The sequence below is a fragment of the Candidatus Enterococcus leclercqii genome (genome assembly GCF_009933135.1).
Taxonomy (GTDB): domain Bacteria; phylum Bacillota; class Bacilli; order Lactobacillales; family Enterococcaceae; genus Enterococcus_C; species Enterococcus_C leclercqii.
On record NZ_MAEH01000014.1, the window covers coordinates 83,277 to 108,956 of the forward strand.

A 25,680-nucleotide genomic window follows, 5' to 3' on the forward strand; every position below is an offset into this window, starting at 1 on the left:
CAAATTACAGATTAAGGCAATTTGATAACTTCTTCAGATTCTTTGTCGAAGAAGTGAGCTTTGTTGATGTTGAAGGCCAAGTCGATTTGTTCGCCTGGTTTGTGGAAGTCACGAGCATCAACTTTAGAAATGAACTCTGTATCACCAGTTCTAGTGTACAACATTGATTCAGCACCCAACAATTCAGATACAACAACTTCAGCGTTAACTGTTGCTTCAGGTGAAGCTTCAATAGCCACTTGTTCAGAATGGATATCTTCTGGACGGATACCGAAGATCAATTGTTTGCCTTCGTAACCTTTTTCTACTAAGACTTTGTTTTTGCCTTCAGGAATGCGCAAGTTCAAGCCGTGGCCATCAGAAATCATGCCATTGTTCAAGGTAACGTTGAAGAAGTTCATTGCTGGAGATCCGATAAAGCCTGCAACAAAGACGTTAACTGGAGTATCATAAACTTCTTGAGGTGTACCGATTTGTTGGATGAAGCCGTCTTTCATGATAACGATACGGTCAGCCATAGTCATCGCTTCTGTTTGGTCATGGGTTACGTAGATAGTTGTTGTGTTCAAGCGTTGGTGCAATTTTGCGATTTCAGCACGCATGGCTACACGCAATTTTGCATCCAAGTTTGACAAAGGTTCATCCATCAAGAAGACTTTTGCATCACGAACGATGGCACGACCCAAGGCAACACGCTGACGTTGACCACCAGACAATGCAGCTGGTTTACGGTCCAAGTATTCAGTCAAGCCCAAGATTTCAGCAGCGTTGTCAACACGGGCTTTGATGTCTGATTTGTCATATTTACGCAATTTCAAACCGAATGCCATGTTATCAAAAACAGTCATATGTGGGTACAATGCGTAGTTCTGGAATACCATGGCGATGTCGCGGTCTTTAGGAGCAACATCATTCATTACAGTGTCGCCAATGTACAATTCGCCTTCAGAAATATCTTCCAAACCAGCGATCATACGCAGAGTAGTCGATTTACCACAACCGGAAGGACCTACGAAAACGATGAATTCGCGGTCGGCGATATCCAAGTTGAAGTCTGTAACGGAGTAGTTATCGTTATTGTCGTATTTTTTGTAAACGTGTTTTAATGCCATTTCTACCATAAGTAGTTACCTCTTTTCGTTTTTCTGTACCCATAATATAACTGAAAACGCTTTTCTTGTCCTATGACAATCTGCACAAAAGAACAGCTATTTTTTTGTATAGTTTGTTGAAAACGCAAACACCACCGGCTTTATCTGATAGCCGATGGTGAAAGAGATACTGATATAAAAGGGTTTATACTAATTTTTAGCCCAATTGGAGGATCTGTTGGTTTTCTTGTGCAGGTTTACCAAAAAGTGAAGAGGTGGCATTGTAGATGTGTCGAGCCGTGGTGGCGTTGTTCATAGTGTACAAATGAATACCAGCGACATCTTGGGTCACCAGATCCACGATTTGATCAATGGCATAGGCCAAACCAGCATCTCGCAGTGCCACTGGATCATGTTCATACTTGTCCAAAATTGCTAAAAACTTGCGAGGCAGCTTGGCTTCAGAGGTTTTGATTAAGCGCAGTGCTTGCTTGCGGTTGATGATGGGCATGATTCCCGCCAAAATTGGTGCTTGGATGTCTGCTAGTTGGCAGTTTTCTTGAAAGCGATAGAAGATTTCATTGTCGAAAAACAGTTGGGTAATCAGATGTTCACAGCCCTGGTCCGCTTTGTGTTTCAAATGCTTGATGTCGGTCACCCGGTCACAAGATTCTGGATGAACCTCGGGATAGCAAGCCCCGCTGACTTTGAAGTGAGGGGCGGTTTCTCGAATGAAAGAAACCAGGTCTGATGCATAGTGAAAATCAGTTTTCGGCGGGACATCAGGAATGATATCTCCTCGCAGGGCTAATATCTGATGGATTCCCAGTTGATCCAGAGCTTTTAGAATATCGGTTACCTGCTGACGAGTAAGATAGGCTGCCGGCAGATGGGCGATGGTAGCAACCCCCAAGCGATTTTTTACATAACCAGCGACTTTCAAAGTCGTCTCTTCAATGTTGCGTTTGTTATTGGAACAGGTGACACTGATAAAATCCGGTGCCAAGCCGCCCAACTCGGCCAAAGTTCCCATCAGTTTTTCTTCTCCGACTTGGGTATTGGGTGGAAAGATTTCAAATGAAAGTGTTGCGTGTTTTTGTTGAGCAGCTGACATGGCAGGGATTCCTTTCTTGACTACCGTTATAATCAATTGCTGAGGGCAGCCGAGTATTTTTGTAGTGACGTGTTTATTTGTAAATTCTGTAATGAGAAAGCTTGGCGCTTTGAAAGAATTTCAGAGACTTCAGCAATCTCAAGAAACAGGTCGTATCTTTCAGAGCGGGTGTCTTACAATTCATCACGGACTTGCTTAGCAGCAGTGGTCATATGGATGAGGCTGGCGCGAGTTTCCGGGATACCTCTGGTTTTTAATCCACAGTCGGGATTGATCCAAACTTTGCGGGCCGGTACTTTGGCCAAAATTTTATGGATGGTTTCAGCGATTTCTTCCACTGCCGGTACCCGAGGAGAGTGGATATCATAAACCCCTGGCCCCACTTGTGTTTGGAAGTTCTGCGCTTTGAGTTCATCCAAAATCTCCAGATTGGAACGAGACGCTTCAAAAGAGATGACATCTGCATCCATGTTGTCGATTGCGGGGATGATGTCGGTGAACTCGCTATAACACATATGGGTATGAATCTGAGTCTGCGGTTGGACTTTGCTGTGAACCAGACGGAAAGCGGGAATTGCCCAGTCAAGATATTCGCTGAACCAGTCGCTTTTACGCAGCGGTAGTTTTTCCCGCAGTGCAGCTTCGTCAATCTGAATGATGCGGATGCCATTTGCCTCTAAATCCAGCACTTCTTCTTGGATTGCTAAAGCAATCTGTAAAGTTGATTCCTTCAATGAAATGTCTTCTCGCGGAAATGACCAGTTCAAGATAGTTACCGGTCCTGTCAGCATCCCTTTGACAATCTTATCGGTTTGCGATTGGGCATATTTGGACCATTTAACAGTGATCGCCTGTTCTCGTTTGACATCGCCCCAGATAATCGGTGGCTTCACGCCGCGGGTACCGTAAGATTGGACCCAGCCATTCTTACTAAAGAGATAACCGGAAAGATTTTGACCGAAGTATTCCACCATGTCATTGCGTTCAAACTCACCGTGGACCAGGACGTCAAGTCCAATTTCTTCTTGCCAGGCCAACCAATCGTTGATTTGTTGTGCGACAAACGTGTCATAGTCTTCTTGGGAAATCTCGTTGCGGTTAAATTGAGCCCGAGTCCGCTTAACTTCCCTGGTTTGGGGGAACGAACCAATCGTAGTCGTCGGCAATAGCGGAAGTTGGAATTGTTGGGCTTGTAGCGCTTCTCGTTTTGAAAAGGCCGGTAAGCGGGTAAAGTCCGCTTCTGTTAGACCGTTGACTTGTGCTTGGACGCCAGCATCTTTTTGGATACGCTCTTTTGTAAAGAGCTGGTGATTTCTTGTCAGCAGGTCCTGTTTGTCTGCGGATAAGATAGCGGACAGCTCGACGAGTTCGGTCAATTTTTCTTTGGCAAAGGCAAAATGTTCCAATATTTCTTGTGGAAAAGTTTCATTTTCGGTTGTGAAAGGCACATGCAACAATGAACAACTCGTGGAAAGAACGATCTGTTTAGCTGGTAACTGTGCAAGGATAGCCAGGCTTTTTTCATAGTCGTTGCGCCAAATGTTTTTGCCATTGACGATGCCGGCAAAAAGGATCTTATCTTCAGGAAAGCCTTGTTGCACCAAAGCTTGTGTTTGGACACCTTCCACAAAATCTAAGCCAATCCCGTCAAAGTCTAGTGCGGTAACGGTTTTATATGCATCTCGAATATCACCAAAATAGGTTTGGAGTAAGACCTTTAATCCGGACTTGGCTGCCAAAAGCGGGGTATAAAGAGAAACAAAGAGCTCTAAATCTGCTGAGGTGAGGTCTTTTACCAGGGCGGGCTCGTCGACTTGAATCCAGTCGGCACCTATTGAGGCCAACTTGGCAAAAATTTCCTGATAGGCACTGATTAGACCCTCGAGATAATCTGCAGCAGTCTGGCCATCAGCATACTCTCCTAATGCCAATAGGGTAAATGGCCCCAAAATTACTGGCCGCGTGGTAATACCCAGCTCTTTTGCTTCAGCAAATTCGGTGAAAATCTTGTCGCCGGTGACTTTGATTGCGGTGTTCTTTTCAAATTTCGGTACCAGGTAATGGTAATTGGTGTTGAACCATTTTTTCATGGGGCGTGCTTTGATGTCCCCTTTTTCTCCTTGGTACCCGCGAGCCAAGGCAAAATATTTATCTTGAGAAGACAAATCGATAGCTGCCACTTCTTCGGGGATAATATTTAACAGAAAAGCAGTATCCAGCGTTGTATCATAGAAGGAAAAATCATTGGAAGGAATCTGATCGATGCCAGCTTCTTTGACTGTCAGCCAATGTTTTTGCCGCAGCTCTTTTCCCAGCTGTTGCAGTTGGTCTTGGTCGATTTCTTGGCGGAAATATTTTTCAGTCGCAAATTTCAGTTCTCGGTGTTCACCAATCCGAGGAAAGCCGATGATGGTTGTTGTCATAGTATCTGCTCCTTTAACATTTTCTGAAAAAATTCAGGAAATGTAAGATTCAATTGCTTGTTAGCAATTTACCACGTTTGAGAAACCTTGGATAACTGAAAAAAAATATCACTGGTTATAGCTTTAAACTATAGATTGGATTAAACTATAAGAAAAATAAGGGAGAAGGTAGACAAATGCGCATTCAGCAGCTGGAATATTTAGAAAAGATTGTCGAGAAGGGCTCCATCAATGAGGCTGCCAAAGATTTGTTTTTGAGCCAGCCCAGTTTGTCTAATGCATTGAAAGATCTGGAAGAAGAGATGGGAATCAAGATTTTGCGGCGACACAAATCCGGCGTTAGTTTGACAGATGAGGGGCGGGAATTTATGGTCTATGCTCGCCAGATTTTAGACCAGGTAAATCTATTGGAAGAAAAGTACAAACGAGGTACTCCCCGCAAACAGGCTTTTTCGGTTTCAGCACAGCACTATGCCTTTGTTGTCCATGCCTTTGTCCAACTGATTCGGGAAGTAACGACAGAAGAATATCAGTTTACTTTGCGAGAAACGGAGACCCGCAATATTCTCGATGATCTGACAGCTTTCAAAAGTGAATTGGGGATCTTGTATCTCAATCGCTTCAACCGGCAAGTTATGGAAAAGCTTTTCAAGGAGCTGGATTTGGAGTTTCAGCCGCTGTTCACTGCAACCCCTCATGTGTTTGTCAGCCGCAGCAATCCTCTGACCACGCAAAAAACGGTAGCCTTGGCAGATTTAGCGGAATATCCTTATTTGTCTTATGAGCAAGGGGATGCGGAATCTTTTTATTTTTCCGAAGAAATACTCAGCACGTTAAATCGTAAAAAGAACATCAAAGTCAGCGATCGGGCGACGATTTTCAACTTGATGGTAGGCTTAGACGGCTATACAATCAGCTCCGGAATCATTTCCAGTGAACTAAATGACGATAAAATCGTAGCCATCCCGTTAGAAGTCGATGATCCCATCCAACTAGGCTGGCTAAAGCACCGGCAAGTTATCTTGTCTCCTTTAGGGGAGCGCTACTTAAATCTACTGAAAGAACATATCCAGGGTTACGGATTTTCAGTAGCGCAAGAATAGCTGATAGTAAAAAAAGCCCCCGCTCAATTGAACGGGGGCTTTTTTAAGATAGTCGGAGCTCATGTCATGCACAGTAATCACTGTTCGGAAAAAACTGCGATTAACAAATGACAGAAGACAAGATCATCCATATTTTTCAAATCCAAACGAGTAGCTTCTTGAAACTTGTCGATGCGGTACAAAACGGTATTGCGGTGCAAAAAGAGTTCCTTGGCAGCAGAGCTAACATTGCCTTGATTTTCCCACAGTGCCCTGAGAATGGCTACCATCTCAGGGTCACTGAACCATTCTCGAAAAAGCGAGTTCATCAACGGGCTTTCTTTGATTGGCTCATTGATAAAAAAACTGATTGCAGAACGAGTAAAAGGAAATTCTTTTTGACGTGTGCTAGCTGCTAGTTCTTGCTGAAAAATCTGACGTTCTTCTAGGAAATTAGCTGCCAATAAAGCTGATTCATGATGAAAAGCACCAACGAAAACCTGAGTATACAAATCAAAGTCGCTGTCTAATGCTTGAAACAAACCGAAAATTTCTTCGACGGGATAGTTGGTATCAGCCTTTTCTTCCACCAGAATCAACTCAGTTTCGCTGATAAAAAAACTGTCCGCCAACTGTAAAAACATGTCTTTAATTTCTGCAAGCCACTCTGTCTGTAAAAAGGCACGAGGGGTCCGTATTCGAATCTGAATTACACGAATCGGAGTGGTTGTCACAGGCTTTTCGCCATCAAATAAAATCCGGTACCACTGGTGATTTCGAGCTGGGTTTTCAGTAGGTGCCTGTGGCATCAAAAGCTCGATCAGCTGCTGTTCTTTAGGCGACAGCCGCTCTTTTTCTAAAAGAAAAAAACCCTGATCGGTGGTGAAAGTAAAGACGGCATCACTTGTGGCGGCTTCATCTGAAAAGTGGCCTTCCGGAAAAAGGGTTTGTAATTTTTTACTGTCCATAGGGGTCATCCTTTTCTTGAGGGAGATCCGGCAACCAACAGCCGGTCATCATCTTTTTCATTCTAGCAGTAAAAAATAAAAAAAGGTAGCTGTCTGAAAAAAATGCGAAAGATCGGAAAATTTGCTTTAATTTTTTTACCTGTTAGAATAGATTGTAGCGCTTGTTATTTTTTGCGAGCAGACATGAATAAAAGGGGGTGATGAACCATGCATGATGATCACTTCCGGCAGGTCATCACCTGGCGGATCCATTGATAGAAAACAATAGGACAAAAAGACAAGCTTTCATATTTGAGCTTGGCTTTCTGCCTTAAAATCAGGAGGATTCCACCATATGTATATTATTGAAGGAAACGGAAGAAAAACTCAGCACGTCTGGGAACACATCAAACGGCGACACACCGGCGATAAGATTTGTGTCGTGGGCTTTGCCAACGCCCTGCCAGAAAACTATTTGCGGAATAAGCAAGTTATTTTTTATGAAGCATTACGGCAACAAGAGTGGTTGCCAGAAGCTGAAACCTTTATTGCCAAGTTTGAAGAACAGTTTGACGGTATGATTTTTTATGTTGATTGCACACCGGAAGAGGCAGCCGGCCTAGCCGAAATTGCAGCGAAATACAATAGCCGTATCACGGCAACTGTTGCCGGTGAAGGGGAGGTTGCAATCAAAAAGCTTCCATTAAAAAAAGCAGCCTAATCCTCTCCTTATTTGAAAAGGGGAGGTGAAAAGATGTATAAAGAAGTGATTCGCACGGAAACTGTCAAAAATTCAGTTCTCTTCGGAGGATTACGACTTTTCCAAAAAGCTGACTGGCGGCGCAGTAAAAAAGCGAAAGAACTAAATCGCTTGTCCCGTCAGCTTCAGAATATGATGCAGCTTCATCTGGCCACTGATCGTCTCGTGGTGGGAATACCTATGGCCAACTATGAGGTGATCTTGATGGAATTAGCTAGCAGTGAGCCTGGAGAATTTTATCATCAAGTAGAAAAGATTGTTGAATCCAACGAAGGCCATTTTGTCAAGGTGACGAAGATTGCCGCATAAAGAAGCACTACTGCCTGGCGAAAGTGAAAAGCAGTACCGCTGAATCTTCAAGAGAGAAGATTTAAGTGGTGCTGCTTTTTTGAATCCTCTTCTTACCAAAGTGATGAAAACAGCTATGGTGACAAAGTGTCACTTAGGGTGGTATACTGAACTAAGTTAAAAGAGGAGGTGATATGAATGGAAAAGCTTTATAAAACAAGCCGCAATTATTTGATTCTGGGATTGGTGCTGGGTGTTTTCTATCGAGAGTTTACGAAGTTTAATGATTATACTGATTTTACACAGCTAGCCGTTTTACATACCAATGCGTTGGTATTGGGGATGTTTTTCTTTTTAATCTTAGTCATTTTAGAAAAACTTTTTCGACTCTCAGAAGCCTCTCGTTTCAAATTGTTTTACGGCGTATACAATGCCGGATTAGGTCTAACGCTATTGCTGATGTTAATTCACGGTGTTTTGACTGTACTGGGAAAAGAAAGCGGAGCAGCCATTTCAGGAATCGCCGGCTTAGGACATATTCTCTTGACAGCAGGGTTTCTGTTGTTTTTCTCTGTCCTTCATGAAAGAATCAAAGCTGTTCACTTTTGAAAAGTTACTTTTAAAACTTGAACATAATAAAAAACGTACCCGTGGAATTTCTCCCATGTGTACGTTTTTTTATTAGAAACTGCGACCACCGCCGCCAAAAGTACCGCCGCCAGAAGAATGAGTGGTGGAGCCGCCGCCACCACCGGACCCGCCAGAGCCACCGGTATTTCGTGGAATCCGTCGTGTTGTAACAAAGGAATTGATCAACTGGTTTTCGTTGACTGTCAGATTGACATCTGAGTTTTCTTGGTAGGGGTAGGTGTAAGTACCAAGCTTTAGCTGATACTTGGACTTGATGACTATAAAGAAAGCTGCGGCGATTACCGCGGCCACTAGTAAAGCGATGACAGCTTCCAGTGGTGAAATAGTCCTGTAATAGGTAATTTTTCCGGTGTCTGCATCCACTCGATAATGCCCCCGTGGTACACCGGCCTCGACATAGTCAGCTCCTTGCTCATAAAAGGCCGTCGCTGCTTCATAGGGATTATCAGCTGACATGGCGTCGTACACCTGATCCAAGATATTGCTGATGCGATTATCATCTAAATAATCAATCATGTTACCAGAAGTTGAGATATAGAGTTCTCGTTGCCCCATATCCATGAGCAGAACCGCACCATTATTATCATTTCCCACTTTGTCTCGTAGGTATTCGTCTGCAAATTTCGCCGGCTCAAGAGTGTTGTTCGTATTGGTAACAATATAAACGTTCCCTTTGATTTTTTCGCCTAGAGACTGGGCCTTGTTTTCCAATGCTTGAATTTGTGCATCAGAAAAGAGGCGGGCACCGTCTTCGATATGGGTACTATCTGCTGTAGCATTGAGGGGCAGAAGAATCACAGTTAATAGGAACAATAACACTGGGGTCAAAAAATTCAGCCATTTTCTCATATCAGATACGCCACCCCCAAAAAGATTGCTGCCAAAACAGCGAAGATTCCGATGCTGACCAAGCCCAGCTTTTTATAGCTGATGGGGAGGATTCCGGCAACTTTACCGGTTTGTCCATTCATTGCATAATAGAAGGTTCGCTTTTGCTGGTCGTCAGCCTTATAAGTTACCAGCCAAACCGGCAGCAATAGGTATTCTTTTTGCTGATCCCGCAGTTCAAGGTGACTGCTGTTGGCAACAAAAGTAGAGAAGCTGCCAACAGTTCCCCGTAAGAGACTGTCCGCATATCCCTTCAGTTCTTTTTCGACATCCGGTTCCAATTTTTCGTATTCGATGTCTCGTTTTTCCGCTTGAAAACCCGACAAGTACTGATCTTTAAATGGGACTGCCCGCTCCAGCTGGAAAGGCTGAACAGAAGCCACCATTTTTTGCTGAACATTTTTGGACAGGGCATTTTTCACTAAATCGCGAAATTTAAAGCGCCCTGCTCGCCGAACAGAATACTGCTTGGTCTCCGTATATTCAATATCCCCTACAATCCAGATTCGAATAGAAGTTCCTGTCCCGTTTAAGCCACCCTCTGCTTCAGCGTTGACGTTCCAATAAGGAAAGTAGACACCTGTGAGCTTTTCAACCTGCGCTTTATTGAAGAAATCTTTGGGAACGAACCACTTCTTCTGAGACCATTCCAAAAATTTCGCTACGGCCTCATCTTTGGCGACTGCAAAAGGCAACACTTTGTCTGGCAGAAATTGACCGGACAAACGCCCCTTCAGCACTACCGGATTATGGCAGTAATAACAGTAGGTAGCTGCTGTTGTTGCATCGGTGACGATTTCTGCTCCGCAGTTAGGACAGAGGTAAAGCTCCATCGTTGCGCTGGCGGCTGTCTCTTTTTCCGAACTGACACTGCTTTTTGAAGCTGCAGTGTCACCTGGACTGTCACCTGAGCCACCAGAAGTCGTTACTGCCTCAGTGGTTTCATCAGCTAAGCGGGCTTTTTGCTGCTGCTCTTCAAAAGCTGTGACTTCTGCTTCGGTGAAAATGCTTAGGCAGTAGGGACAGTGGAATTTCTGATCGGAAGGTTCGAAGGTCAACGGACCGCCGCAGTTGGGGCATTTGTGTGTGATTACGTCCATAGTTTCGACCTACCTTCTGTATTAGTCATCCAAAGGGACCCCTTTGAAGGGTTTACCGCAATGAGGGCAAAACTTCGGCACACCATTGGATAAGTCCACGACTTCTCCACATTCGGCACACTTCATTTCAACTTTAGCGCTGCTAGTTGCCTGAGGTGCTGGCTTGGGCTCACCACAGTTGCTGCAGAATTTGCCAGTATTCTGAGTGCCACATTTTGGGCAAGTCCAAGTATCAGCGGCAGCTTGCTGATTTTGTTGTTGCATCTGTTGATTGTTGTTTTGAGATGCCTGGTTCAAAAAGCCACCACCGGCATTCATTCCCATACCCATGCCGACAAACCCCGTCGTTGCACCGGCTTCGTTTTTACCGGCAGCTTCCATGCCCCGGGCAACCGAGCCTTGAACGTATCCTTCGCGTACACTGGGATCACCCAACATCGCTCCTTGGTTGCGCATGTTAATTAACTGCATGGAGTCGTCCGTATAAGAAATGCTAGCCACGGCCACCGCTACGATTTCCATACCGCGCAATTGACGCCAGTTTTCGTCTAAGACATCCCCCATATACTTGGAAAGCTCCATGCTTTTTGATGGAACGTAGCTGATCCGTTGACCGTCAGCAGACATTTGGTTGATGGAAGATTGCAAGGCGGTCAGAAATTCATTGAGGTACTGTTCATTGATATCGTTGATGTCGACTTGCGTTTTATTTTTGGGAATCGCATTTGAATAAAACAAGATTGGGTCGGTAATCTTGATGGAGTAGGTGCCGTGAGCCCGCAAGAAGAGTTCGGCATTGTAGAAGTTGTCGAAATAATTCAAAGGCGCCGGTGTCCCAAATTTGATTCCTTTGATCTCTTGTAGATTGATATAAAAGACTTGTTGCTTTTGTGGTGTCACGCCGCCAAATTTAAAACGACTGAAGGTTTCTTTGACCGCTTCTTTTAAAGGTCCGTTGAACAGAGAAGGAGCGGCGTCATTTTTCACCGTATAGTAACCTTCTTCGGCAGTGTAATCGATGATTTTGCCACCATCTACCAACAACATCATCATGTTGGGATAGACATGGACGACTGAACCATCTGTGATGACATCTTCTGTTCCTTTACGGTTGGATCCGCGTTTGTCGTCTTGGCGAACTTTAACGCCTTTGGTCATGACGGTTGTGTCTCCCATGTCCTCTGGTTCGATAACCTCGAGCCACTGATCCGCTAAACCTCCGCCAATCGTACTTGTTGCAGCTTTGATAATACCCATGAATTTTTCCTCCTTTGGGAATGTTTTCTGTCGACCAGGAAGTAAAAAGCTTCGCTGTCTGACAGTAAGCGCCGGGAATTTTTGAGATGCCTGCTTCCGAAGCGCTAGTTTCTTCTAAAATTATAGCATAGCCTAGGTGTTTTCCCTTATCAGACGCAAGACTGATTTTCACCAATTCTGAAAAAAGGAGTTGCCTGCTAAAAGAGACTGTGGTGGAGGAATAAGGGGAAATTTTTTTGCAAAGGATTCCATGGGTAGTTTTTTAACTATATTTTGCGTATAATAATAGCTAGTGAATTTTGCAGTTTTCCGATGTCTTTAATGGAAAGCCTACAAACAGAAAGGGGGGAAATCCGTGGCGTATCAAGCACTTTATCGAGTCTGGCGTTCTCAGCGTTTCGACGATGTTGTGGGGCAAAAAGCCATTACCCAGACGTTGAAGAATGCCGTTTTGCAAAATCAGATCTCCCATGCTTATCTGTTTACCGGACCGCGGGGGACAGGTAAAACCAGTGCCGCCAAAATTTTTGCCAAGGCGATTAACTGCCCCAACAGTCAGGATGGTGAACCTTGTAATGAATGTGAAATGTGTAAAGCAATCACGGAAGGTTCCCAAGAAGATGTTATTGAAATCGATGCGGCTTCCAATAATGGGGTAGACGAGATTCGCTTCATTACGGATCGAGCCAAATATTCACCGACACAGGCCAAATACAAAGTTTATATCATCGATGAAGTCCATATGCTTTCCACCGGTGCTTTCAATGCATTATTGAAAACATTGGAAGAGCCCCAGGAAAGCCTCGTCTTTATTTTAGCCACAACGGAACCCCATAAGATTCCGGCGACAATTATTTCCCGGACACAGCGCTTTGATTTTAAGCGAATTGACACCAAAGATATCGCTGAACATTTGGCTTATATCTGTGAGCGAATCAATGTCCCTTACGAAGCGCAGGCGCTGACGGTGATTGCTCAAGCGGCAGAAGGTGGCATGCGAGATGCCTTAAGTATGCTAGATCAAGCCATCTCTTTTTCTGAGGGAACCATCACGATGAAAGATGTGATGGAAGTCACCGGTTCGTTGACTTATGAAATGATGGACCGCTTCATGGGGGATTGCTTTGCTCAAGATGCCACAGCGGCTTTGGAAGATTTGGCTGAAATTTTAGCCTCTGGCAAAGAAGCCAGACGCTTGTTGGAAAATCTCCTGGTCTACTGTCGAGATCTATTGCTTTATCAAAAAGCACCAAATTTATTAGTAGAAAAAAGCGGCTATTTGACAGATGAGTTTAAGAAACTGGCAGAAATGATTCCGGCAACCCAGCTGTTCACTTGGATTCAGCTGTTGAATGATACACAAAATGAAATCCGCTTTACCAATAGTCCTACGATTTACTTGGAAGTGGCCACGGTTAAGCTGGCGGGACCGCCGGCAGCTGCTCCGACAGCCGGGGCAGTGGAAGCTTACACACCAGCAACTAGCAGCCCCGACAGCCAGCTGGTCCAAGAGCTGCAGCGACAAGTTCGTCAATTGGCAGAAGAGCTGCAGCAATTGAAGCAAAATGGCATTACGACTACGAGTACCAGCGCCAACACGTCCCACAGTGCTATTCATGCCACCAAAGACAAGAGCGGGAGTAGTAGTAAATATCGGCTGCCTAAAGACAAGGTGTATAAAGTGTTGGAACAGGCGACCAAAGACGATGTGGTTAAAGTCCGCAATGTTTGGGGAGATTTATTGATGATGTTCAATGCACTACGCAAAGGACTTTTAGTAAATACCCAGATTAAAGCTGCGGGGCCACGGGGATTAGTCCTTTCTTTTGAGTCGGAGATGGTTTGTCAAAAGGCTTCCGAAGACGAAGAATTGGCGCTGATGATTTCTAATAATCTCAGTCGTCTGATTGAAGGCTATGCACCGGATACGGTTTTTATCCCTGAGTCTGCATGGCTTGAATTGCGGCAGGGCTTTTTGAACCAAAAGGATTCACAAACAAGCAGTGATGCTAACCAACAAGAAGAGGCTGCAGCTGATAGAGAAGACCAGGTGGCAGCGTCTGAAACAGGCATGGCTATGACGGAGTTGCAACCGCCTGAAAGCTGGGCGGATAGTGGTTTGTTAGAAGGCTTGGAAGATTCAACAGCTCCCAAAGAGGATCGATTGGTGACTAAAGCCGATGAACTGTTCGGTGATTTGACCACAGTTGTTGACGATTAACTAAAACAGAAAGCGAGTGATTGAGTGATGATGCGAGGAATGGGCAACATGCAAGGTATGATGAAACAAATGCAGAAGATGCAAAAGGATATGGTGAAGGCTCAAGAAGAGCTTAATGCAAAAAACTTTGTGGGGGAATCCACCAGCAGCTATGTGAAAGCCACGTTTACCGGTGACCGTAAAATGGTAGGAATCGAAATCGCTGAAGCAATCATTGATCCTGAAGACCCGGAAATGTTACAAGATTTGGTAATTATGGCTGTCAATGACGCCTTAACCAAAATCGAAGGCGAAACCGAACGTACAATGGGCCAATACACGAAAGGTTTGCCAGGATTCTAAACTGGCGCGATGTGTAATTTTGACAGGCAGTAGTGCCCTAGCAGGAGATGACGTGAGATGCAGTATCCAGAACCGATCGCAAAGTTGATCGACAGTTATATGAAACTTCCCGGTATCGGACAAAAGACCGCTACTCGTTTGGCTTTTTATACAATTGATATGAAAGATGAAGTCGTCAACGAGTTTGCCAAGTCGCTACTCAGCGTCAAACGAGACCTGCATTTTTGCAGTATCTGCGGCAATATCACGGAAGAAGATCCTTGTGAAATCTGCCGAGATACCACGCGAGACCGCAGCACGATTCTCGTCGTTGAAGAGCCTAAAGATGTGATGGCATTGGAAAAGATGCGAGAATATCATGGCTTATACCACGTCTTACACGGGGTATTGTCACCGGTGGAAGGTACCGGTCCAGAAGACATCAACATTCCTTCATTGATCAAACGACTTCACGATGATACCGTCAAAGAAGTAATTATTGCTACCAATGCAACCACTGAAGGTGAAGCGACTGCGATGTATTTGTCCCGCTTGATCAAACCGGCAGGCATCAAGGTCACTCGCCTGGCACACGGACTTTCCGTGGGCAGTGATATTGAATACGCCGATGAGGTCACCTTGTTGAAGGCAGTAGAGGGCCGCAGAGAATTATAGGTTTTGTGCAATTGTTTTTTTTCTAGTACAATAGAGATACAAGAGATGGAGGACACGCTTCGTGAACGGATTATTTATTACCATTGAAGGACCAGACGGCGCCGGCAAGACCAGTGTCATCAATGAGCTTTATCCGCGATTGCAGCTGATCGCAAAAAAGGGGATCGTCAAGACTCGGGAACCAGGAGGCGTCAAGATTGCCGAAAAGATTCGCCGTATCATTTTGGATCCTAAAAACGAAGAGATGGATGATCGGACGGAGGCATTGCTGTATGCAGCTGCTCGTCGTCAGCATCTGGTAGAAGTTATTTTGCCAGCATTGAACGCAGGCAAGATTGTGATCTGTGACCGCTTTGTAGACAGTTCACTGGCGTATCAGGGAGCAGGCCGTCGAATCGGGATGCCGGAGATTCGCAAGATCAATGATTTTGCAACAGAAGGCACCAAACCGGATTTTACCTTGTACCTGGATGTCGATAGTGATACTGGTCTGAAACGGATTGAAAACGAACGTTCCGGCCCAGCTGATCGATTGGAAATTGAGAGTCTTGAATTCCATCAGCGGGTCCGTCACGCGTATTTGAAGTTGGCGGAAGAAGAGCCGGTGCGTATTCATAAAGTGGATGCCCGCATGCCATTGACTGATGTTGTCGATGCCAGCTTTACGGCAATCACGGAAACCTATCCTCATTTCTTTTGAGTTCCATATGACCGGCAGTGAATTTCAGCGCAAGCAGGCTTCAATTAATTGAGGCACAGCAGAGTGTAACCAATACATTTATTACGGAGGGATTTTCATGAAACTGATCATGGCTATTGTACAAGACAAAGACAGCAACCGTTTGGCAAATGAGTTCATCGATGCTAATATTCGGGCGACAAAATTGTCCTCTACCGGGGGCTTTTTGAAGGCCGGCAACTCCACGTTCATCATCGGAATCGACGATGATCGGGTACAAGACACATTGGAGCTCATCAAAAAAACTTGTCAATCCCGTAAGCAATATGTTTCGACTCCGATGTCGTTGGATATTTCATTGGACGGACAAGTTCCTTACCCAGTGGAAGTAGAAGTTGGCGGCGCGACGGTCTTCGTGTTGCCGGTGGAAGGTTTCCATCAATATTAAAAGGAGCCGACAAATGGAAGAAACCGTCTTTTTGACACAGCACCAATCCTTTGTCTTCTCCCAAATCAGAAAAAGTGTGAAGCATGGGCGTTTGGCTCATGCTTATCTTTTTGAAGGGGATCAAGGGACCGGCAAGCACCTGCTGAGCAGCTGGTTGGCAAAGCGGCTGTTCTGTACCGATGTAACAGATAACGAACCCTGCGGCCAGTGCAATAACTGCCTGCGAATCGCAGCTGGCGAGCATCCTGATGTTCGCCTGATTGAGCCGGATGGGCAGAGCATCAAAGTTGACCAGATTCGACAGCTGCAACAGGAGTTTGTTCGCTCGGGCTTTGAATCCCGCTTGCAGTTTTTTACAATCCGACAGGCGGATAAAATGAATGCCAGTGCTGCTAACAGCCTGCTAAAATTTCTGGAGGAACCTCAGGGAGACTTTGTCGCTGTCTTGGAAACTGATGCGCCGGGCAAAATCTTGCCCACCATCCAATCCCGGTGTCAGATTTTGCATTTTGCACCGTTAAATCCCGCAGAATTAGCGCAGCGGCTGGTGACTGATGGTATAACCAGCGAGTCTGCCAAACTCTTGGCAGGGCTTACCAACAGTTACCAAAAAGCAGTTGAAATCTCTCAGGATGAATGGTTTAATGATGCTAAGGATGCCGTCGCACAATGGTACCTTTATTTGCGTAAAGGGGACTTGATGGCCTTTGTCTATATCCAAAAAAGGCTGATTGCCTTAGCGAAAGAAAAGGAACAACAGCGCTTGCTTTTGCAGATGCTAATGCAAGCCTTTCGTCATGAGCGCAACGAACTTTTGCGTCAGTCTCAGACTAGACAGCTTCTTGAAAATACCCGCAATGTCCAGTTGATCTTGGAAGCCGAGCAGAAGCTTGCAGCCAATGTCTCTTTCCAAAATGTCAGCGAGCAGTTGGTACTGCGGATATTGCGCCAAACAGCAGTTGATGATTGAACCAACAGCAGCCGAATCTGTCTATTGCCGAGGCTGCTGATACCATAGAAAACAGGGGGGAACAGCCGATGGAAGTCGTTGGTGTCCGTTTCCGCGAGTCAGGGCATATTTATTATTACGCCCCTGGCAAAGCCGAATATACTTATGATGAACAAGTGATCGTGGAATCTCAGCAGGCCAAGATGATGGCCAAGGTGGCGATCCCCAAAATTGATATCGATAAAAGCGACCTGCCCCATGAGGTCTTACAAATCCTGCACAAAGCCGGTGAACAGGAAATTCAAAAAGCACAGCAAAACCTGCTCGATGCCAAAGCCGCAATGGCAGTTGGTAAGAAAAAGATTCGCAGCCACAGTCTGGATATGAAACTCGTAGGGGTAGAATATACCTTTGATCGCAGCAAGATGATCTTTTATTTTACCGCTGACGGCCGGGTGGATTTCCGAGAGTTGGTGAAAGACCTGGCTGGAGAATTTCGGACGCGGATCGAACTGCGTCAAATCGGTGTCCGTGACGAAGCCAAAATGCTTGGCGGTATCGGACCCTGTGGACGACCACTGTGTTGTTCCACTTTTCTTGGAGACTTTATTCCCGTCTCCATCAAGATGGCCAAGGACCAGGGGCTTTCTTTGAACCCGACTAAAATTTCCGGACTCTGTGGTCGTTTGATGTGCTGTTTGAAGTATGAAAATGACGAATATGAGCAAGCCAAAAAGGAAATGCCTGATTATGGCAAAGAAGTCCAAACACCGGATGGCAAAGGGCGGGTCGTAGGTCTGAATCTATTGAACCGCATTGTGAGAGTCCGTCTGATTGGACGAGAAACACCGGTGGAATATTTAGCCAGCGAGTTGGAATTTACCAAAGGGCGGGGAAAACCCAAAGCAAAAGCAGGTGATCAGCATGTCCATGGATAAACGAGAACTTTATGATGGTCTGGCCAAGTTAGAGGGAGATTTGAGGATTTCTTTGGAGCAGCTTTCAGAGATGAAGGAATCCTTGCAACAGATTGTAGAAAAAAATACGACGTTGGCCCTTGAAAATCAGAAACTGCGGGAATACTTGCAGGAACTAGATGAAAAGAACACGCCGCCAGCACCAGAAGCCGATTCAAGACAAGAACCGGGAATGTCTAAATCCCGTATGAACTTGGAAAAGATATACGAAGACGGCTTTCATATCTGTCGGGAGTCTTATGGAGCCCGCAGAGAAAATGATGAGCAGTGCGTCTTTTGTTTGGAAGTTTTGTACCGGGAAAGTCAAGCCTAAAATGACTCTCAGATGTCCGCCACAGACCGCTGCGGCGGGCTTTTTACTGTTCTGCTGCTTGCTGTAAAGGTTCTGGAGGTATCGGACTGTCCCAGTCATTTGCCACCTCGAAAAAGGAGAATACTATGCAAAAACAACAAAGTTTTAAAGGAAAGACTGACTTAGGAACGCTTTTTTTGGTACCTACGCCCATCGGTAACTTGGAAGATATGACGATTCGTTGTCTCAATACGTTGAGATCTGTGGACTTGATTGCATCAGAAGATACCCGCAATACCCAAAAATTATTGAATCATTTTGAGATTACGACGCCTCAGAGAAGTCTCCATGAACATAATTATCAAGAGCGAATTCCCCAGTTGACTGCTTTACTTTTGGAAGGTCGCAGTATCGCTCAAGTTTCCGATGCCGGGATGCCTTCCATCAGTGATCCGGGTCATGAGCTGGTAATTGCCTGTATTGAGGCGCAGATTCCAGTGGTTTCCCTTCCCGGACCAACTGCTGGATTGACGGCATTGATTGCTTCAGGATTAAACCCGCAGCCAAATTTGTTTTATGGTTTTCTTCCTCGCAAGAAAAGTGAGCAGCAAAAAGCCTTAACTGAACTGCTGCCGCAGACAGCTACGATGATTTTTTATGAGTCGCCCCATCGTATCGGGGAAACAGTTAAGAATATGGCCGCAATCTTCGGAGGTGAGCGACAAGGAGTAATCTGTCGTGAACTGACCAAACTCCATGAAGAGTATCTGCGGGGAAGTCTGACGGAACTTGCAGCATATCTCAAAGAAACCGATTTAAAGGGAGAGTGCTGTTTGATGGTGGCAGGCAATCCCGATCCTGAAGGCTGGCAGGTGGTAACAGCAGTTGCTGAAGAACGAACCGTAAAAGAGCAGGTGGAGGAGCTAATTGCTTCGGGGATGAAACCCAATGGGGCAATTAAGGAGATTGCCCAACGCCTTTCCAAGAAGAAACAGGAAATTTATAACGAATACCATGAGTTAAACTGAGTCACTTTAGATTTTTAGATTTTGTATAAATATATGAAAAAGCAATGCCGGTCTCGTACATTGGGACAGCATTGCTTTTTTGATTTGACAGGCTTTTAAAGGAGACTGTTTGAGACTCAATTCTAGCCGGTTAGCTGTGAATTTAGTAAATCTGCGGTGAATGGTGACTGTATGTAATAAAATCTCACATGAAAAGCGATGAAAATTCAGAAAATTTCATTAATTTGCGAAAATCACTGGAAACTGCCGAAAACCAGTGTTATGATTTCTCACATAGTAATTCAAAAGATGACTGGACACCATCTTTTGCTGACTTGTGTGCACCAAGTCACTGTTACAAAGGGCAGATCAAGGAAATTGAGGAGGAGATTTTATGGACACAGGAAATATTGGATTTATCATCGTTTGTACGGGATTGGTGTTTATTATGACGCCGGCGCTGGCTTTTTTCTATGGGGGCTTGGCACGACAAAAAAATATCTTAAATACCATGATGATGGTGATTGCCGTCATGGGTTTGGCTTCGATTTTGTGGATAGTAGCCGGCTATAGTCTGGCTTTCAGTGGAGAAAATTCCTTCGTTGGTAACTTGGATAAAGTCTTTTTCAAAGGTGTCGAAACGACGGCTGTTAACGGCTTACCAGAGGGATTGTTTGCGGCTTTTCAGATGATGTTTGTTTTGATTACAGCAGCGATTTTGACAGGTGCGGTAGCTGGTAGAATGCGTTTTTCTGCAATCTTAGTCTTTTTAACGGCTTGGATTCTGTTGGTTTATGCACCAATTGCCCATATGGTTTGGGGCCACGGTTTTTTGGAAGAAATCGGGTCAATTGACTTTGCTGGCGGAAATGTGGTGCATATCAGCTCCGGAATCTCAGGCTTAGTATTGGCGGCAGTGCTGGGAAAACGTCACCGGCAAAAGGGTGAAGCATTTGCTCCTCACAATATTCCCTTTGTTGTTTTGGGGACTGGGCTTTTATGGTTAGGCTGGTTTGGCTTCAATGCCGGTTCGGCGCTAGCTGCTGACGGTACAGCAATCCACGCACTTTTAACTACAAATACAGCAGCGGCGGCAGGGATGCTTTCTTGGATGGGAATCGAGTGGGCGGTAAAAGGCAAGCCTTCCATCGTCGGTACCTGTACCGGTGCGATTGTTGGACTGGTCGCCATTACACCGGGAGCAGGATTTGTTTCTATCGGTGCGGCGTTGGTCTTTGGTTTGTTGGTTTCGCCAGTTTGTTTCTTTGGAATCCAGCTGGTCAAAGATAAGCTGGGCTTGGACGATGCGCTGGATGCTTTCGGATGTCATGGCTTGGGCGGCATTTTTGGCGGTATCATGACGGGGATTTTTGCCGATCCGTCAATTGGCGGCAAGACCGGCTTGCTTTTCGGTGAAACAACCCTCTTTATTGCCCAGATTCTCAGCATTTTATTTACCTTAGCTTTTGCCGGTGGCGCCAGTTGGGTGATTATTTCAGTCATCAAAAGAGTCATGCCGATTCGAGTGAGTACGGCCGAAGAAGTCGCCGGTTTAGATAATGTTCTCCATGACGAAAAAGCTTATAACACAACACTGGGATTGGAATAAAAGTAAATACCTGAATCTTTTTAACGCGGGACTCCCTATTGTTCTATACAGAACGTTTTTGCCAAGTAGTGTGTCAATCTCTGAAAAAAGAGCGGGACTATCCTTATATGGAGAAGGGAACGGCGTGGACTTTGTCAGATAAAGTCAGGGTTAGTTGTTGTTTGAAATTTTTAACAAGGAGAAGACGGGTCACTTCTGTTTTTTTAACGGAAGTGACTTATTTTTGTGTTTTGTTTTTGACAGTGCTCACTCTAAAAGGCGGTGAAACGACGATTATCAGGCTATCTTTGTGGATTGTACAGGAACGTTCGTTCGGTTATAATGGAGAGAAAAGAAGGGGTAAGGCGACAATCAGGTTTATGTCAGGAGGTGCCAGATGAGCGGATTGCAGTTTCCTTTAAAAAATGATACGTCTCGTAAGATCATTCATATCGATATGGATGCTTTTTTTGCATCGGTGGAGGAGCGGGACAATCCGGAGCTGGCGAAGCATCCATTGGTCATCGCCCGTCATCCTAGCGATACTGGCGGACGGGGGGTAGTGACCACTGCCAATTATCTGGCTCGCCAATATGGCATTCATTCAGCGATGAGTGCTCAAAAGGCATATGAGCTGTGTCCTCAAGCAGTTTTTATTCCGGGAAACCATGAGAAATATCGAGAAATCTCTCGCCAGGTGAGGGCGGTTTTTCACCGCTACACGGATATCATTGAGCCGGTTTCGATCGATGAAGCTTATTTGGACGTGACAGTCAATAAAATGCAAATTCAATCTGCGGTCAAAATCGCCCGTATGATCCAACGAGATATCTGGAATGAGGTTCACCTGACCTGTTCAGCGGGAGTCAGCTACAATAAGTTTCTCGCCAAGCTGGCTTCGGATTATCAAAAACCTCGGGGCCTGACATTGGTGGCCCCTGATGAGGCAGAGGAATTTCTGAGAGTTTTACCGGTAGAAAAATTTCACGGAATCGGCAAAAAAACGGTGCCAAAGATGCATGAATTAGGGATTTTTACTGGGACAGATTTGTATGAGGTCAGCGAAATGGAGTTGATTCGGCTTTTTGGTAAAATGGGCTATTCCCTATTTCGAAAGGTCCGAGGTATCCACGATTCTCCCGTCAATGTCACTCGCGATCGGAAATCTGTTGGGAAAGAACATACCTATGGCAATCCGCTGTCAACAGAAAATGAGGTCTTGGGCCAGCTGCGGCAGTTAGCAGAACAAGTCGCATTGGCGTTGAAAAAAGAAAGCAAGCATGGTCAAACGATCGTCTTAAAAGTCCGGTATGCTGACTATACCACCATCACGAAACGACACACTCTCAATCGCTACATTTCTGATAAAGAAGCGATTTTTTCAGAAGCCAGCTTGATCTTTGAAGAGATTCTGGGAGTAGAAAATGGTATCCGGCTTTTAGGCATTACCGTCACCAATCTCGATCCGATAACCTACGAAAATATTCTCTTACCTTTGTGGCAAAATGACGCTACGTCCGATAAGTCTCAAGCAGGCGCCGACGACAAAAAGGATTCAGAGCTATAAGTAACTTTCAAATAAAAGAAATTGCAGGGGCGAGTCGATTTAAGTGAGAACTGCTTTTTAGTCTGCCCTTAAAATAGTTAACAATAAAAAGCAAAAAGCCAAGCCACTTCCACTGTTTTTCAATGGAAATGACTTGGCTTTTCGTTGTGGCTCGCGTTTGATAGTGTTTGCCTCGTAAGTAGTTCATAGCAGGCTTGTTTGCCAGTTTAAGAAAACTTTCATAGCACCGCTTTAGAGTGAAGTTTCAGTTTTTTTTTGCCGAGGGAGTTAGATGAGATCTTTTTTGCGAATCTGTTCGTAGCTTTCGGCGGCATCTTTGCATTTATCCCAAATAATGGCTCGACCGGCAGCTAATGAGCGGGGCACATCAATGATCCGTTGATTGCTGCTGCCACGAAACTGCAAATTCAAGTTGCGTTTGCTCAGTTCAAAGCGGCCGTCCACTAAGATATCAATGCTATGAAGCAATTCTAATTTGTCAGGAGTCTCCAGAAGCAACTCTTCAAAAGTATAGCCGCTCCAACTCCAAATATCTTTTGTATCACCGAATGTTTCCTTGACTCGACGAACGACTTGCAGACAGACGGCTGTATTCAAAAAAGGTTCGCCGCCTAAAAGCGTCAGTCCTTGTACGTAGTCATGAGCCAGATCGGTGAGAATTGTTTCTTCAAGTTCCGGGGTAAAAGGCGTGCCGTAGCGGAAATTCTGGACGGCTTTATTGAAGCAGCCCTCACAGGCAAAAAGACAACCGGAGACGTACAGACTGTTTCGAACGCCTTCTCCATCAACAAAGTTAAAGGGTTTGTAATCGGCGATATGGTGTTGGCTGTAGTTTTCTGACAGCCATTCTTGTGGTTTGGGATTGCGCATGACAAGACTTCTTTCTATAGGGAATCTGTACAACTCTGTGGAATAGTAGGAATAAGAATAACCGAGAAACAAGTCGAACAGCTGCCTTCTCTAAAATTCAGAGGGCTGTCGTCAACGTGTTCCTCGGATAGTCGTTTCTGCCAAAGTTAGAGAATGACTCCTGTGTTTTGGCAATTGTCAGTGGTGATTACTTCATGTGTTTGACGCGAGAAGAAATTTCTTTGTGACGGCCGTGGACCATTGGACGAGCTTGTGGATTGCCAAGATAGCCGCAAGTCCGTTTCACAACGTCACAAGTTTTTGGATCATGGTTGTGACATTGAGGGCATTCGAACCCTTTTTCAGTCGGTGTGAAATCCCCTTCAAACCCGCATTCGTAGCAGTGATCAATTGGTGTGTTGGTACCCAAGTAGCCCACCTTATCGTAAGAGTAATCCCAGACAGCTTCCAAAGCTTTCGGATTTTGCTGCAGCATTGGGTATTCACAATAATGGATAAAACCACCGGAACAGTATTTCGGATAATCTTTTTCAAAGTCCAGTTTCTCAAATGGTGTCGGATTTTTGCGGACATCATAATGGAAACTGTTGGTGTAGTAATCTTTGTCGGTGATATTTTCAACTTTACCGAATTTTTCGGTATCCAAACGACAGAAACGATCCGTCAAGCTTTCAGAAGGGGTGCAGTAGACGCTGAAGTGATAGCCATATTCGTTGCCCCAAGCATCCGCATGAGCTTTCAGTTCTTTGATAATCGACAAGGTGAAGTCTTTAGCTGTCGCGTCTTGCTCCCAATCACCACCGTAAAATGCAGAGGCAACTTCGTACAAACCGATGTAGCCTAATGAGACTGTCGCACGTTTGTTTTTAAAGAGTTCATTGACATTGTCCCCACGGTTTAGTCGTTTACCAAAGGCACCGTACATGTACAAAATTGGCGCGTTTGCCGGTGTTGCTTCTTTACAACGCTCAACTCGATAGACCATTGCATCTTTGACAATTTCCAAGCGTTCTTCCAAAATCTGCCAGAATTTATCCAAATCTCCGGCAGCTTCCATAGCGATACGAGGTAAATTCAAGGTCACGACTCCCAAATTCATCCGGCCCACATTGACTTCTTGACCCTGTTCGTCTTTCCAGCCTTGTAAGAAGGAGCGGCAACCCATCGGCACTTTAAAGCTGCCTGTGAGTTCTACCAGCTTGTCATAATTCAAAATATCCGGATACATCCGTTTAGTGGCACATTCTAAAGCCAACTGTTTGATGTCGTAGTTGGGATCAGTTGGGGCATAATTGACGCCTTTTTTAATGGAGAAGATTAGTTTCGGAAAAATCGCTGTACGACGTTCGCTCCCCAGACCGTTGATACGAATCTGTAAGATCGCCCGTTGGATTTCCCGTTCAAACCAAGTGGTCCCCAGACCAAAACCCAGTGACGTAAATGGTGTCTGACCGTTAGAGGTAAAGAGGGTATTAATTTCATATTCCAAACTCTGCATGGCATCGTAAATGTCTTTGCGAGTCTTTTCTTTGGCGTATTCTTGCCGTTTTTGTGGTGATTCAATCCAACGATCGGCATCTTTCAGGTGCTTTTGATAGTTCAATTCAGCAAAAGGTGCTAACAGCTCATCAGTACGGTCAGCCGAGCAACCACCGTATTGGCTGGAAGCAACGTTAGCGATAATTTGTGAGATTTGTGCAGTGGCCGTCTGAATCGATTTTGGTGATTCTACTTCTGCATTGCCAATTTTGAAGCCGTTGTTCAACATCCCTTTGAAGTCAATCAGACAGCAGTTGGTCATTGGTGTGTAAGGATGATAATCGAGATCGTGGTAGTGGATGTCACCTTTTTGATGAGCATTTGCTACATGAGGCGGCAACATTTTCAACCCAATCGACTTGCCGACAATACCGGCAGTTAAATCCCGCTGTGTATTGAAAACATCAGAATCTTTGTTGGCATTCTCATTGACGACAGTCCGGTCTTTATTGATGAGTTTGCCGATGGTGAAGTTGATGTCAGTGGCTTTGCTTCTGGAAAAATCGCGACGGGTGCGGTAATTGATATAAGATTCAGCCAACTCATATTCATTTTTTTCTAACAGAATATGCTCCACCACGTTTTGAATCTCATAAATTTTGACATTTTCTGTAAAACGTTCGGCAATCTCGGAATCTACCCGCTCGACGATCTCTAAAATCCGATCGTGATCCAGGGGGGACAGGGCTTGATAATTGACAGCTTCACGTTTGGCTTTCACCAGGGCATCATAGATCTTCTGGTCATCAAAATCGACCAGACGACCGTCACGCTTAATAATCTTCATTTCACGAAGACGGGGATGAGAACCAAAAGCAGCGACGTTCTCGCGTTTTATTTCCATCATAGGGCATACACTCCTCTTCTGATCAACAAGTTGCGGCTGTAAAATCAGGCTTCTTGTTTTTCTTCACGTCCTATCATAGCGAAAAAAGTACAAACAGGC

The 25,680-nt window shown here is 45.0% G+C and carries 24 protein-coding genes; 15 read left to right on the plus strand and 9 right to left on the minus strand.

Features of this window, described 5'->3' with window-relative positions:
- Positions 1-11: 11 nt before the first annotated feature.
- The 3 genes from BAU14_RS06870 to metE form a co-directional block, all read right to left on the minus strand.
- Positions 12-1,121 carry an ABC transporter ATP-binding protein gene (locus tag BAU14_RS06870; protein WP_161899353.1) on the minus strand — a complete coding sequence of 370 codons (1,110 nt, stop codon included), beginning with the start codon at positions 1,119-1,121 and terminating at the stop codon, positions 12-14.
- A gap of 187 nt (positions 1,122-1,308) precedes the next feature.
- The gene (gene metF / locus BAU14_RS06875) at positions 1,309-2,205 is read right to left on the minus strand and encodes a methylenetetrahydrofolate reductase [NAD(P)H] (protein WP_161899354.1); all 897 of its coding nucleotides are present in this window, start codon (positions 2,203-2,205) and stop codon (positions 1,309-1,311) included.
- Between the two features lie 173 nt (positions 2,206-2,378).
- On the minus strand, positions 2,379-4,628 hold the full coding sequence (metE, locus tag BAU14_RS06880) for a 5-methyltetrahydropteroyltriglutamate--homocysteine S-methyltransferase (RefSeq protein ID WP_161899355.1): 2,250 nt from the start codon (positions 4,626-4,628) through the stop codon (positions 2,379-2,381).
- Between the two features lie 176 nt (positions 4,629-4,804).
- On the opposite strand from metE, the gene BAU14_RS06885 reads away from it, so the two are divergent.
- A complete protein-coding gene (locus BAU14_RS06885; protein ID WP_161899356.1) occupies positions 4,805-5,731 on the plus strand; it encodes a LysR family transcriptional regulator in 927 nt (308 codons plus the stop codon).
- 77 nt (positions 5,732-5,808) lie between these two features.
- Here BAU14_RS06885 and BAU14_RS06890 read toward each other — a convergent pair whose 3' ends face one another.
- Positions 5,809-6,678, minus strand: coding sequence for a helix-turn-helix domain-containing protein (locus tag BAU14_RS06890; protein ID WP_161899357.1), 870 nt, complete (start codon positions 6,676-6,678; stop codon positions 5,809-5,811).
- A gap of 334 nt (positions 6,679-7,012) precedes the next feature.
- On the opposite strand from BAU14_RS06890, the gene BAU14_RS06895 reads away from it, so the two are divergent.
- The 3 genes from BAU14_RS06895 to BAU14_RS06905 all read left to right on the plus strand — a co-directional run bounded on the left by BAU14_RS06895 (position 7,013) and on the right by BAU14_RS06905 (position 8,314).
- Complete coding sequence (locus BAU14_RS06895) at positions 7,013-7,378, plus strand: hypothetical protein (RefSeq protein WP_161899358.1); 366 nt, start codon at positions 7,013-7,015, stop codon at positions 7,376-7,378.
- A 33-nt stretch (positions 7,379-7,411) separates the two neighbouring features.
- Positions 7,412-7,726 (plus strand): hypothetical protein, encoded by a 315-nt coding sequence (locus BAU14_RS06900; protein WP_161899359.1) that lies wholly within the window; start codon positions 7,412-7,414, stop codon positions 7,724-7,726.
- A gap of 177 nt (positions 7,727-7,903) precedes the next feature.
- On the plus strand, positions 7,904-8,314 hold the full coding sequence (locus tag BAU14_RS06905; RefSeq protein WP_161899360.1) for a DUF2871 domain-containing protein: 411 nt from the start codon (positions 7,904-7,906) through the stop codon (positions 8,312-8,314).
- 72 nt (positions 8,315-8,386) lie between these two features.
- Here BAU14_RS06905 and BAU14_RS06910 read toward each other — a convergent pair whose 3' ends face one another.
- The 3 genes from BAU14_RS06910 to BAU14_RS06920 are packed head-to-tail and all read right to left on the minus strand — an operon-like array spanning position 8,387 to position 11,601.
- Entirely contained in the window at positions 8,387-9,205 is an 819-nt protein-coding gene (locus BAU14_RS06910) for a TPM domain-containing protein (RefSeq protein ID WP_161899361.1), read from the minus strand.
- Positions 9,202-10,344 (minus strand): TFIIB-type zinc ribbon-containing protein, encoded by a 1,143-nt coding sequence (locus tag BAU14_RS06915; RefSeq protein ID WP_161899362.1) that lies wholly within the window; start codon positions 10,342-10,344, stop codon positions 9,202-9,204. The genes BAU14_RS06910 and BAU14_RS06915 overlap by 4 nt, the downstream gene beginning before the upstream one ends.
- 21 nt (positions 10,345-10,365) lie before the next feature.
- Positions 10,366-11,601: an SPFH domain-containing protein gene (locus BAU14_RS06920; RefSeq protein ID WP_161899363.1), complete on the minus strand. Its 1,236-nt coding sequence runs from the start codon at positions 11,599-11,601 to the stop codon at positions 10,366-10,368.
- A 355-nt stretch (positions 11,602-11,956) separates the two neighbouring features.
- Between BAU14_RS06920 and dnaX the strand changes: the two genes are divergently transcribed.
- The 11 genes from dnaX to dinB all read left to right on the plus strand — a co-directional run bounded on the left by dnaX (position 11,957) and on the right by dinB (position 22,325).
- Positions 11,957-13,822: a DNA polymerase III subunit gamma/tau gene (dnaX, locus tag BAU14_RS06925; RefSeq protein WP_161899364.1), complete on the plus strand. Its 1,866-nt coding sequence runs from the start codon at positions 11,957-11,959 to the stop codon at positions 13,820-13,822.
- 27 nt (positions 13,823-13,849) lie between these two features.
- Complete coding sequence (locus tag BAU14_RS06930) at positions 13,850-14,164, plus strand: YbaB/EbfC family nucleoid-associated protein (protein ID WP_161899365.1); 315 nt, start codon at positions 13,850-13,852, stop codon at positions 14,162-14,164.
- Between the two features lie 57 nt (positions 14,165-14,221).
- On the plus strand, positions 14,222-14,818 hold the full coding sequence (recR, locus tag BAU14_RS06935) for a recombination mediator RecR (RefSeq protein WP_161899366.1): 597 nt from the start codon (positions 14,222-14,224) through the stop codon (positions 14,816-14,818).
- Between the two features lie 61 nt (positions 14,819-14,879).
- Complete coding sequence (tmk, locus tag BAU14_RS06940; protein WP_161899367.1) at positions 14,880-15,518, plus strand: dTMP kinase; 639 nt, start codon at positions 14,880-14,882, stop codon at positions 15,516-15,518.
- 97 nt (positions 15,519-15,615) lie between these two features.
- The gene (locus BAU14_RS06945; RefSeq protein WP_161899368.1) at positions 15,616-15,945 is read left to right on the plus strand and encodes a cyclic-di-AMP receptor; all 330 of its coding nucleotides are present in this window, start codon (positions 15,616-15,618) and stop codon (positions 15,943-15,945) included.
- A 13-nt stretch (positions 15,946-15,958) separates the two neighbouring features.
- On the plus strand, positions 15,959-16,915 hold the full coding sequence (gene holB, locus BAU14_RS06950; RefSeq protein WP_161899369.1) for a DNA polymerase III subunit delta': 957 nt from the start codon (positions 15,959-15,961) through the stop codon (positions 16,913-16,915).
- 68 nt (positions 16,916-16,983) lie between these two features.
- Positions 16,984-17,832: a PSP1 domain-containing protein gene (locus BAU14_RS06955; protein ID WP_161899370.1), complete on the plus strand. Its 849-nt coding sequence runs from the start codon at positions 16,984-16,986 to the stop codon at positions 17,830-17,832.
- Positions 17,825-18,184, plus strand: coding sequence for a DNA replication initiation control protein YabA (locus BAU14_RS06960; protein WP_202622191.1), 360 nt, complete (start codon positions 17,825-17,827; stop codon positions 18,182-18,184). Before BAU14_RS06955 ends, BAU14_RS06960 begins: the two co-directional genes overlap by 8 nt.
- A 125-nt stretch (positions 18,185-18,309) precedes the next feature.
- Positions 18,310-19,191, plus strand: a complete 882-nt coding sequence (rsmI, locus tag BAU14_RS06965) for a 16S rRNA (cytidine(1402)-2'-O)-methyltransferase (protein ID WP_161899372.1) — start codon at positions 18,310-18,312, stop codon at positions 19,189-19,191.
- 373 nt (positions 19,192-19,564) lie between these two features.
- Positions 19,565-20,779 (plus strand): ammonium transporter, encoded by a 1,215-nt coding sequence (locus BAU14_RS06970; RefSeq protein WP_161899373.1) that lies wholly within the window; start codon positions 19,565-19,567, stop codon positions 20,777-20,779.
- 376 nt (positions 20,780-21,155) lie between these two features.
- Entirely contained in the window at positions 21,156-22,325 is a 1,170-nt protein-coding gene (dinB, locus tag BAU14_RS06975; protein WP_161899374.1) for a DNA polymerase IV, read from the plus strand.
- A 267-nt stretch (positions 22,326-22,592) separates the two neighbouring features.
- On the opposite strand, the gene nrdG is transcribed toward dinB, so the two are convergent.
- Complete coding sequence (gene nrdG / locus BAU14_RS06980) at positions 22,593-23,195, minus strand: anaerobic ribonucleoside-triphosphate reductase activating protein (RefSeq protein WP_161899375.1); 603 nt, start codon at positions 23,193-23,195, stop codon at positions 22,593-22,595.
- A gap of 187 nt (positions 23,196-23,382) precedes the next feature.
- A complete protein-coding gene (gene nrdD / locus BAU14_RS06985) occupies positions 23,383-25,581 on the minus strand; it encodes an anaerobic ribonucleoside-triphosphate reductase (RefSeq protein WP_161899376.1) in 2,199 nt (732 codons plus the stop codon).
- Positions 25,582-25,680: the final 99 nt, after the last annotated feature.

Coding starts and splice junctions, on each gene's coding strand:
- BAU14_RS06870 (WP_161899353.1), bottom strand. CDS start 1,121: ATGGTAGAAATGGCATTAAAACACGTTTACAAAAAATACGACAATAAC.
- BAU14_RS06895 (WP_161899358.1), top strand. CDS start 7,013: ATGTATATTATTGAAGGAAACGGAAGAAAAACTCAGCACGTCTGGGAA.
- recR (WP_161899366.1), top strand. CDS start 14,222: ATGCAGTATCCAGAACCGATCGCAAAGTTGATCGACAGTTATATGAAA.
- BAU14_RS06930 (WP_161899365.1), top strand. CDS start 13,850: ATGATGCGAGGAATGGGCAACATGCAAGGTATGATGAAACAAATGCAG.
- nrdD (WP_161899376.1), bottom strand. CDS start 25,581: ATGATGGAAATAAAACGCGAGAACGTCGCTGCTTTTGGTTCTCATCCC.
- BAU14_RS06885 (WP_161899356.1), top strand. CDS start 4,805: ATGCGCATTCAGCAGCTGGAATATTTAGAAAAGATTGTCGAGAAGGGC.
- BAU14_RS06970 (WP_161899373.1), top strand. CDS start 19,565: ATGGACACAGGAAATATTGGATTTATCATCGTTTGTACGGGATTGGTG.
- BAU14_RS06915 (WP_161899362.1), bottom strand. CDS start 10,344: ATGGACGTAATCACACACAAATGCCCCAACTGCGGCGGTCCGTTGACC.
- BAU14_RS06910 (WP_161899361.1), bottom strand. CDS start 9,205: ATGAGAAAATGGCTGAATTTTTTGACCCCAGTGTTATTGTTCCTATTA.
- holB (WP_161899369.1), top strand. CDS start 15,959: ATGGAAGAAACCGTCTTTTTGACACAGCACCAATCCTTTGTCTTCTCC.
- BAU14_RS06900 (WP_161899359.1), top strand. CDS start 7,412: ATGTATAAAGAAGTGATTCGCACGGAAACTGTCAAAAATTCAGTTCTC.
- BAU14_RS06960 (WP_202622191.1), top strand. CDS start 17,825: ATGGATAAACGAGAACTTTATGATGGTCTGGCCAAGTTAGAGGGAGAT.
- dinB (WP_161899374.1), top strand. CDS start 21,156: ATGAGCGGATTGCAGTTTCCTTTAAAAAATGATACGTCTCGTAAGATC.
- metE (WP_161899355.1), bottom strand. CDS start 4,628: ATGACAACAACCATCATCGGCTTTCCTCGGATTGGTGAACACCGAGAA.
- metF (WP_161899354.1), bottom strand. CDS start 2,205: ATGTCAGCTGCTCAACAAAAACACGCAACACTTTCATTTGAAATCTTT.
- BAU14_RS06920 (WP_161899363.1), bottom strand. CDS start 11,601: ATGGGTATTATCAAAGCTGCAACAAGTACGATTGGCGGAGGTTTAGCG.
- BAU14_RS06955 (WP_161899370.1), top strand. CDS start 16,984: ATGGAAGTCGTTGGTGTCCGTTTCCGCGAGTCAGGGCATATTTATTAT.
- BAU14_RS06905 (WP_161899360.1), top strand. CDS start 7,904: ATGGAAAAGCTTTATAAAACAAGCCGCAATTATTTGATTCTGGGATTG.
- rsmI (WP_161899372.1), top strand. CDS start 18,310: ATGCAAAAACAACAAAGTTTTAAAGGAAAGACTGACTTAGGAACGCTT.
- BAU14_RS06945 (WP_161899368.1), top strand. CDS start 15,616: ATGAAACTGATCATGGCTATTGTACAAGACAAAGACAGCAACCGTTTG.
- BAU14_RS06890 (WP_161899357.1), bottom strand. CDS start 6,678: ATGGACAGTAAAAAATTACAAACCCTTTTTCCGGAAGGCCACTTTTCA.
- nrdG (WP_161899375.1), bottom strand. CDS start 23,195: ATGCGCAATCCCAAACCACAAGAATGGCTGTCAGAAAACTACAGCCAA.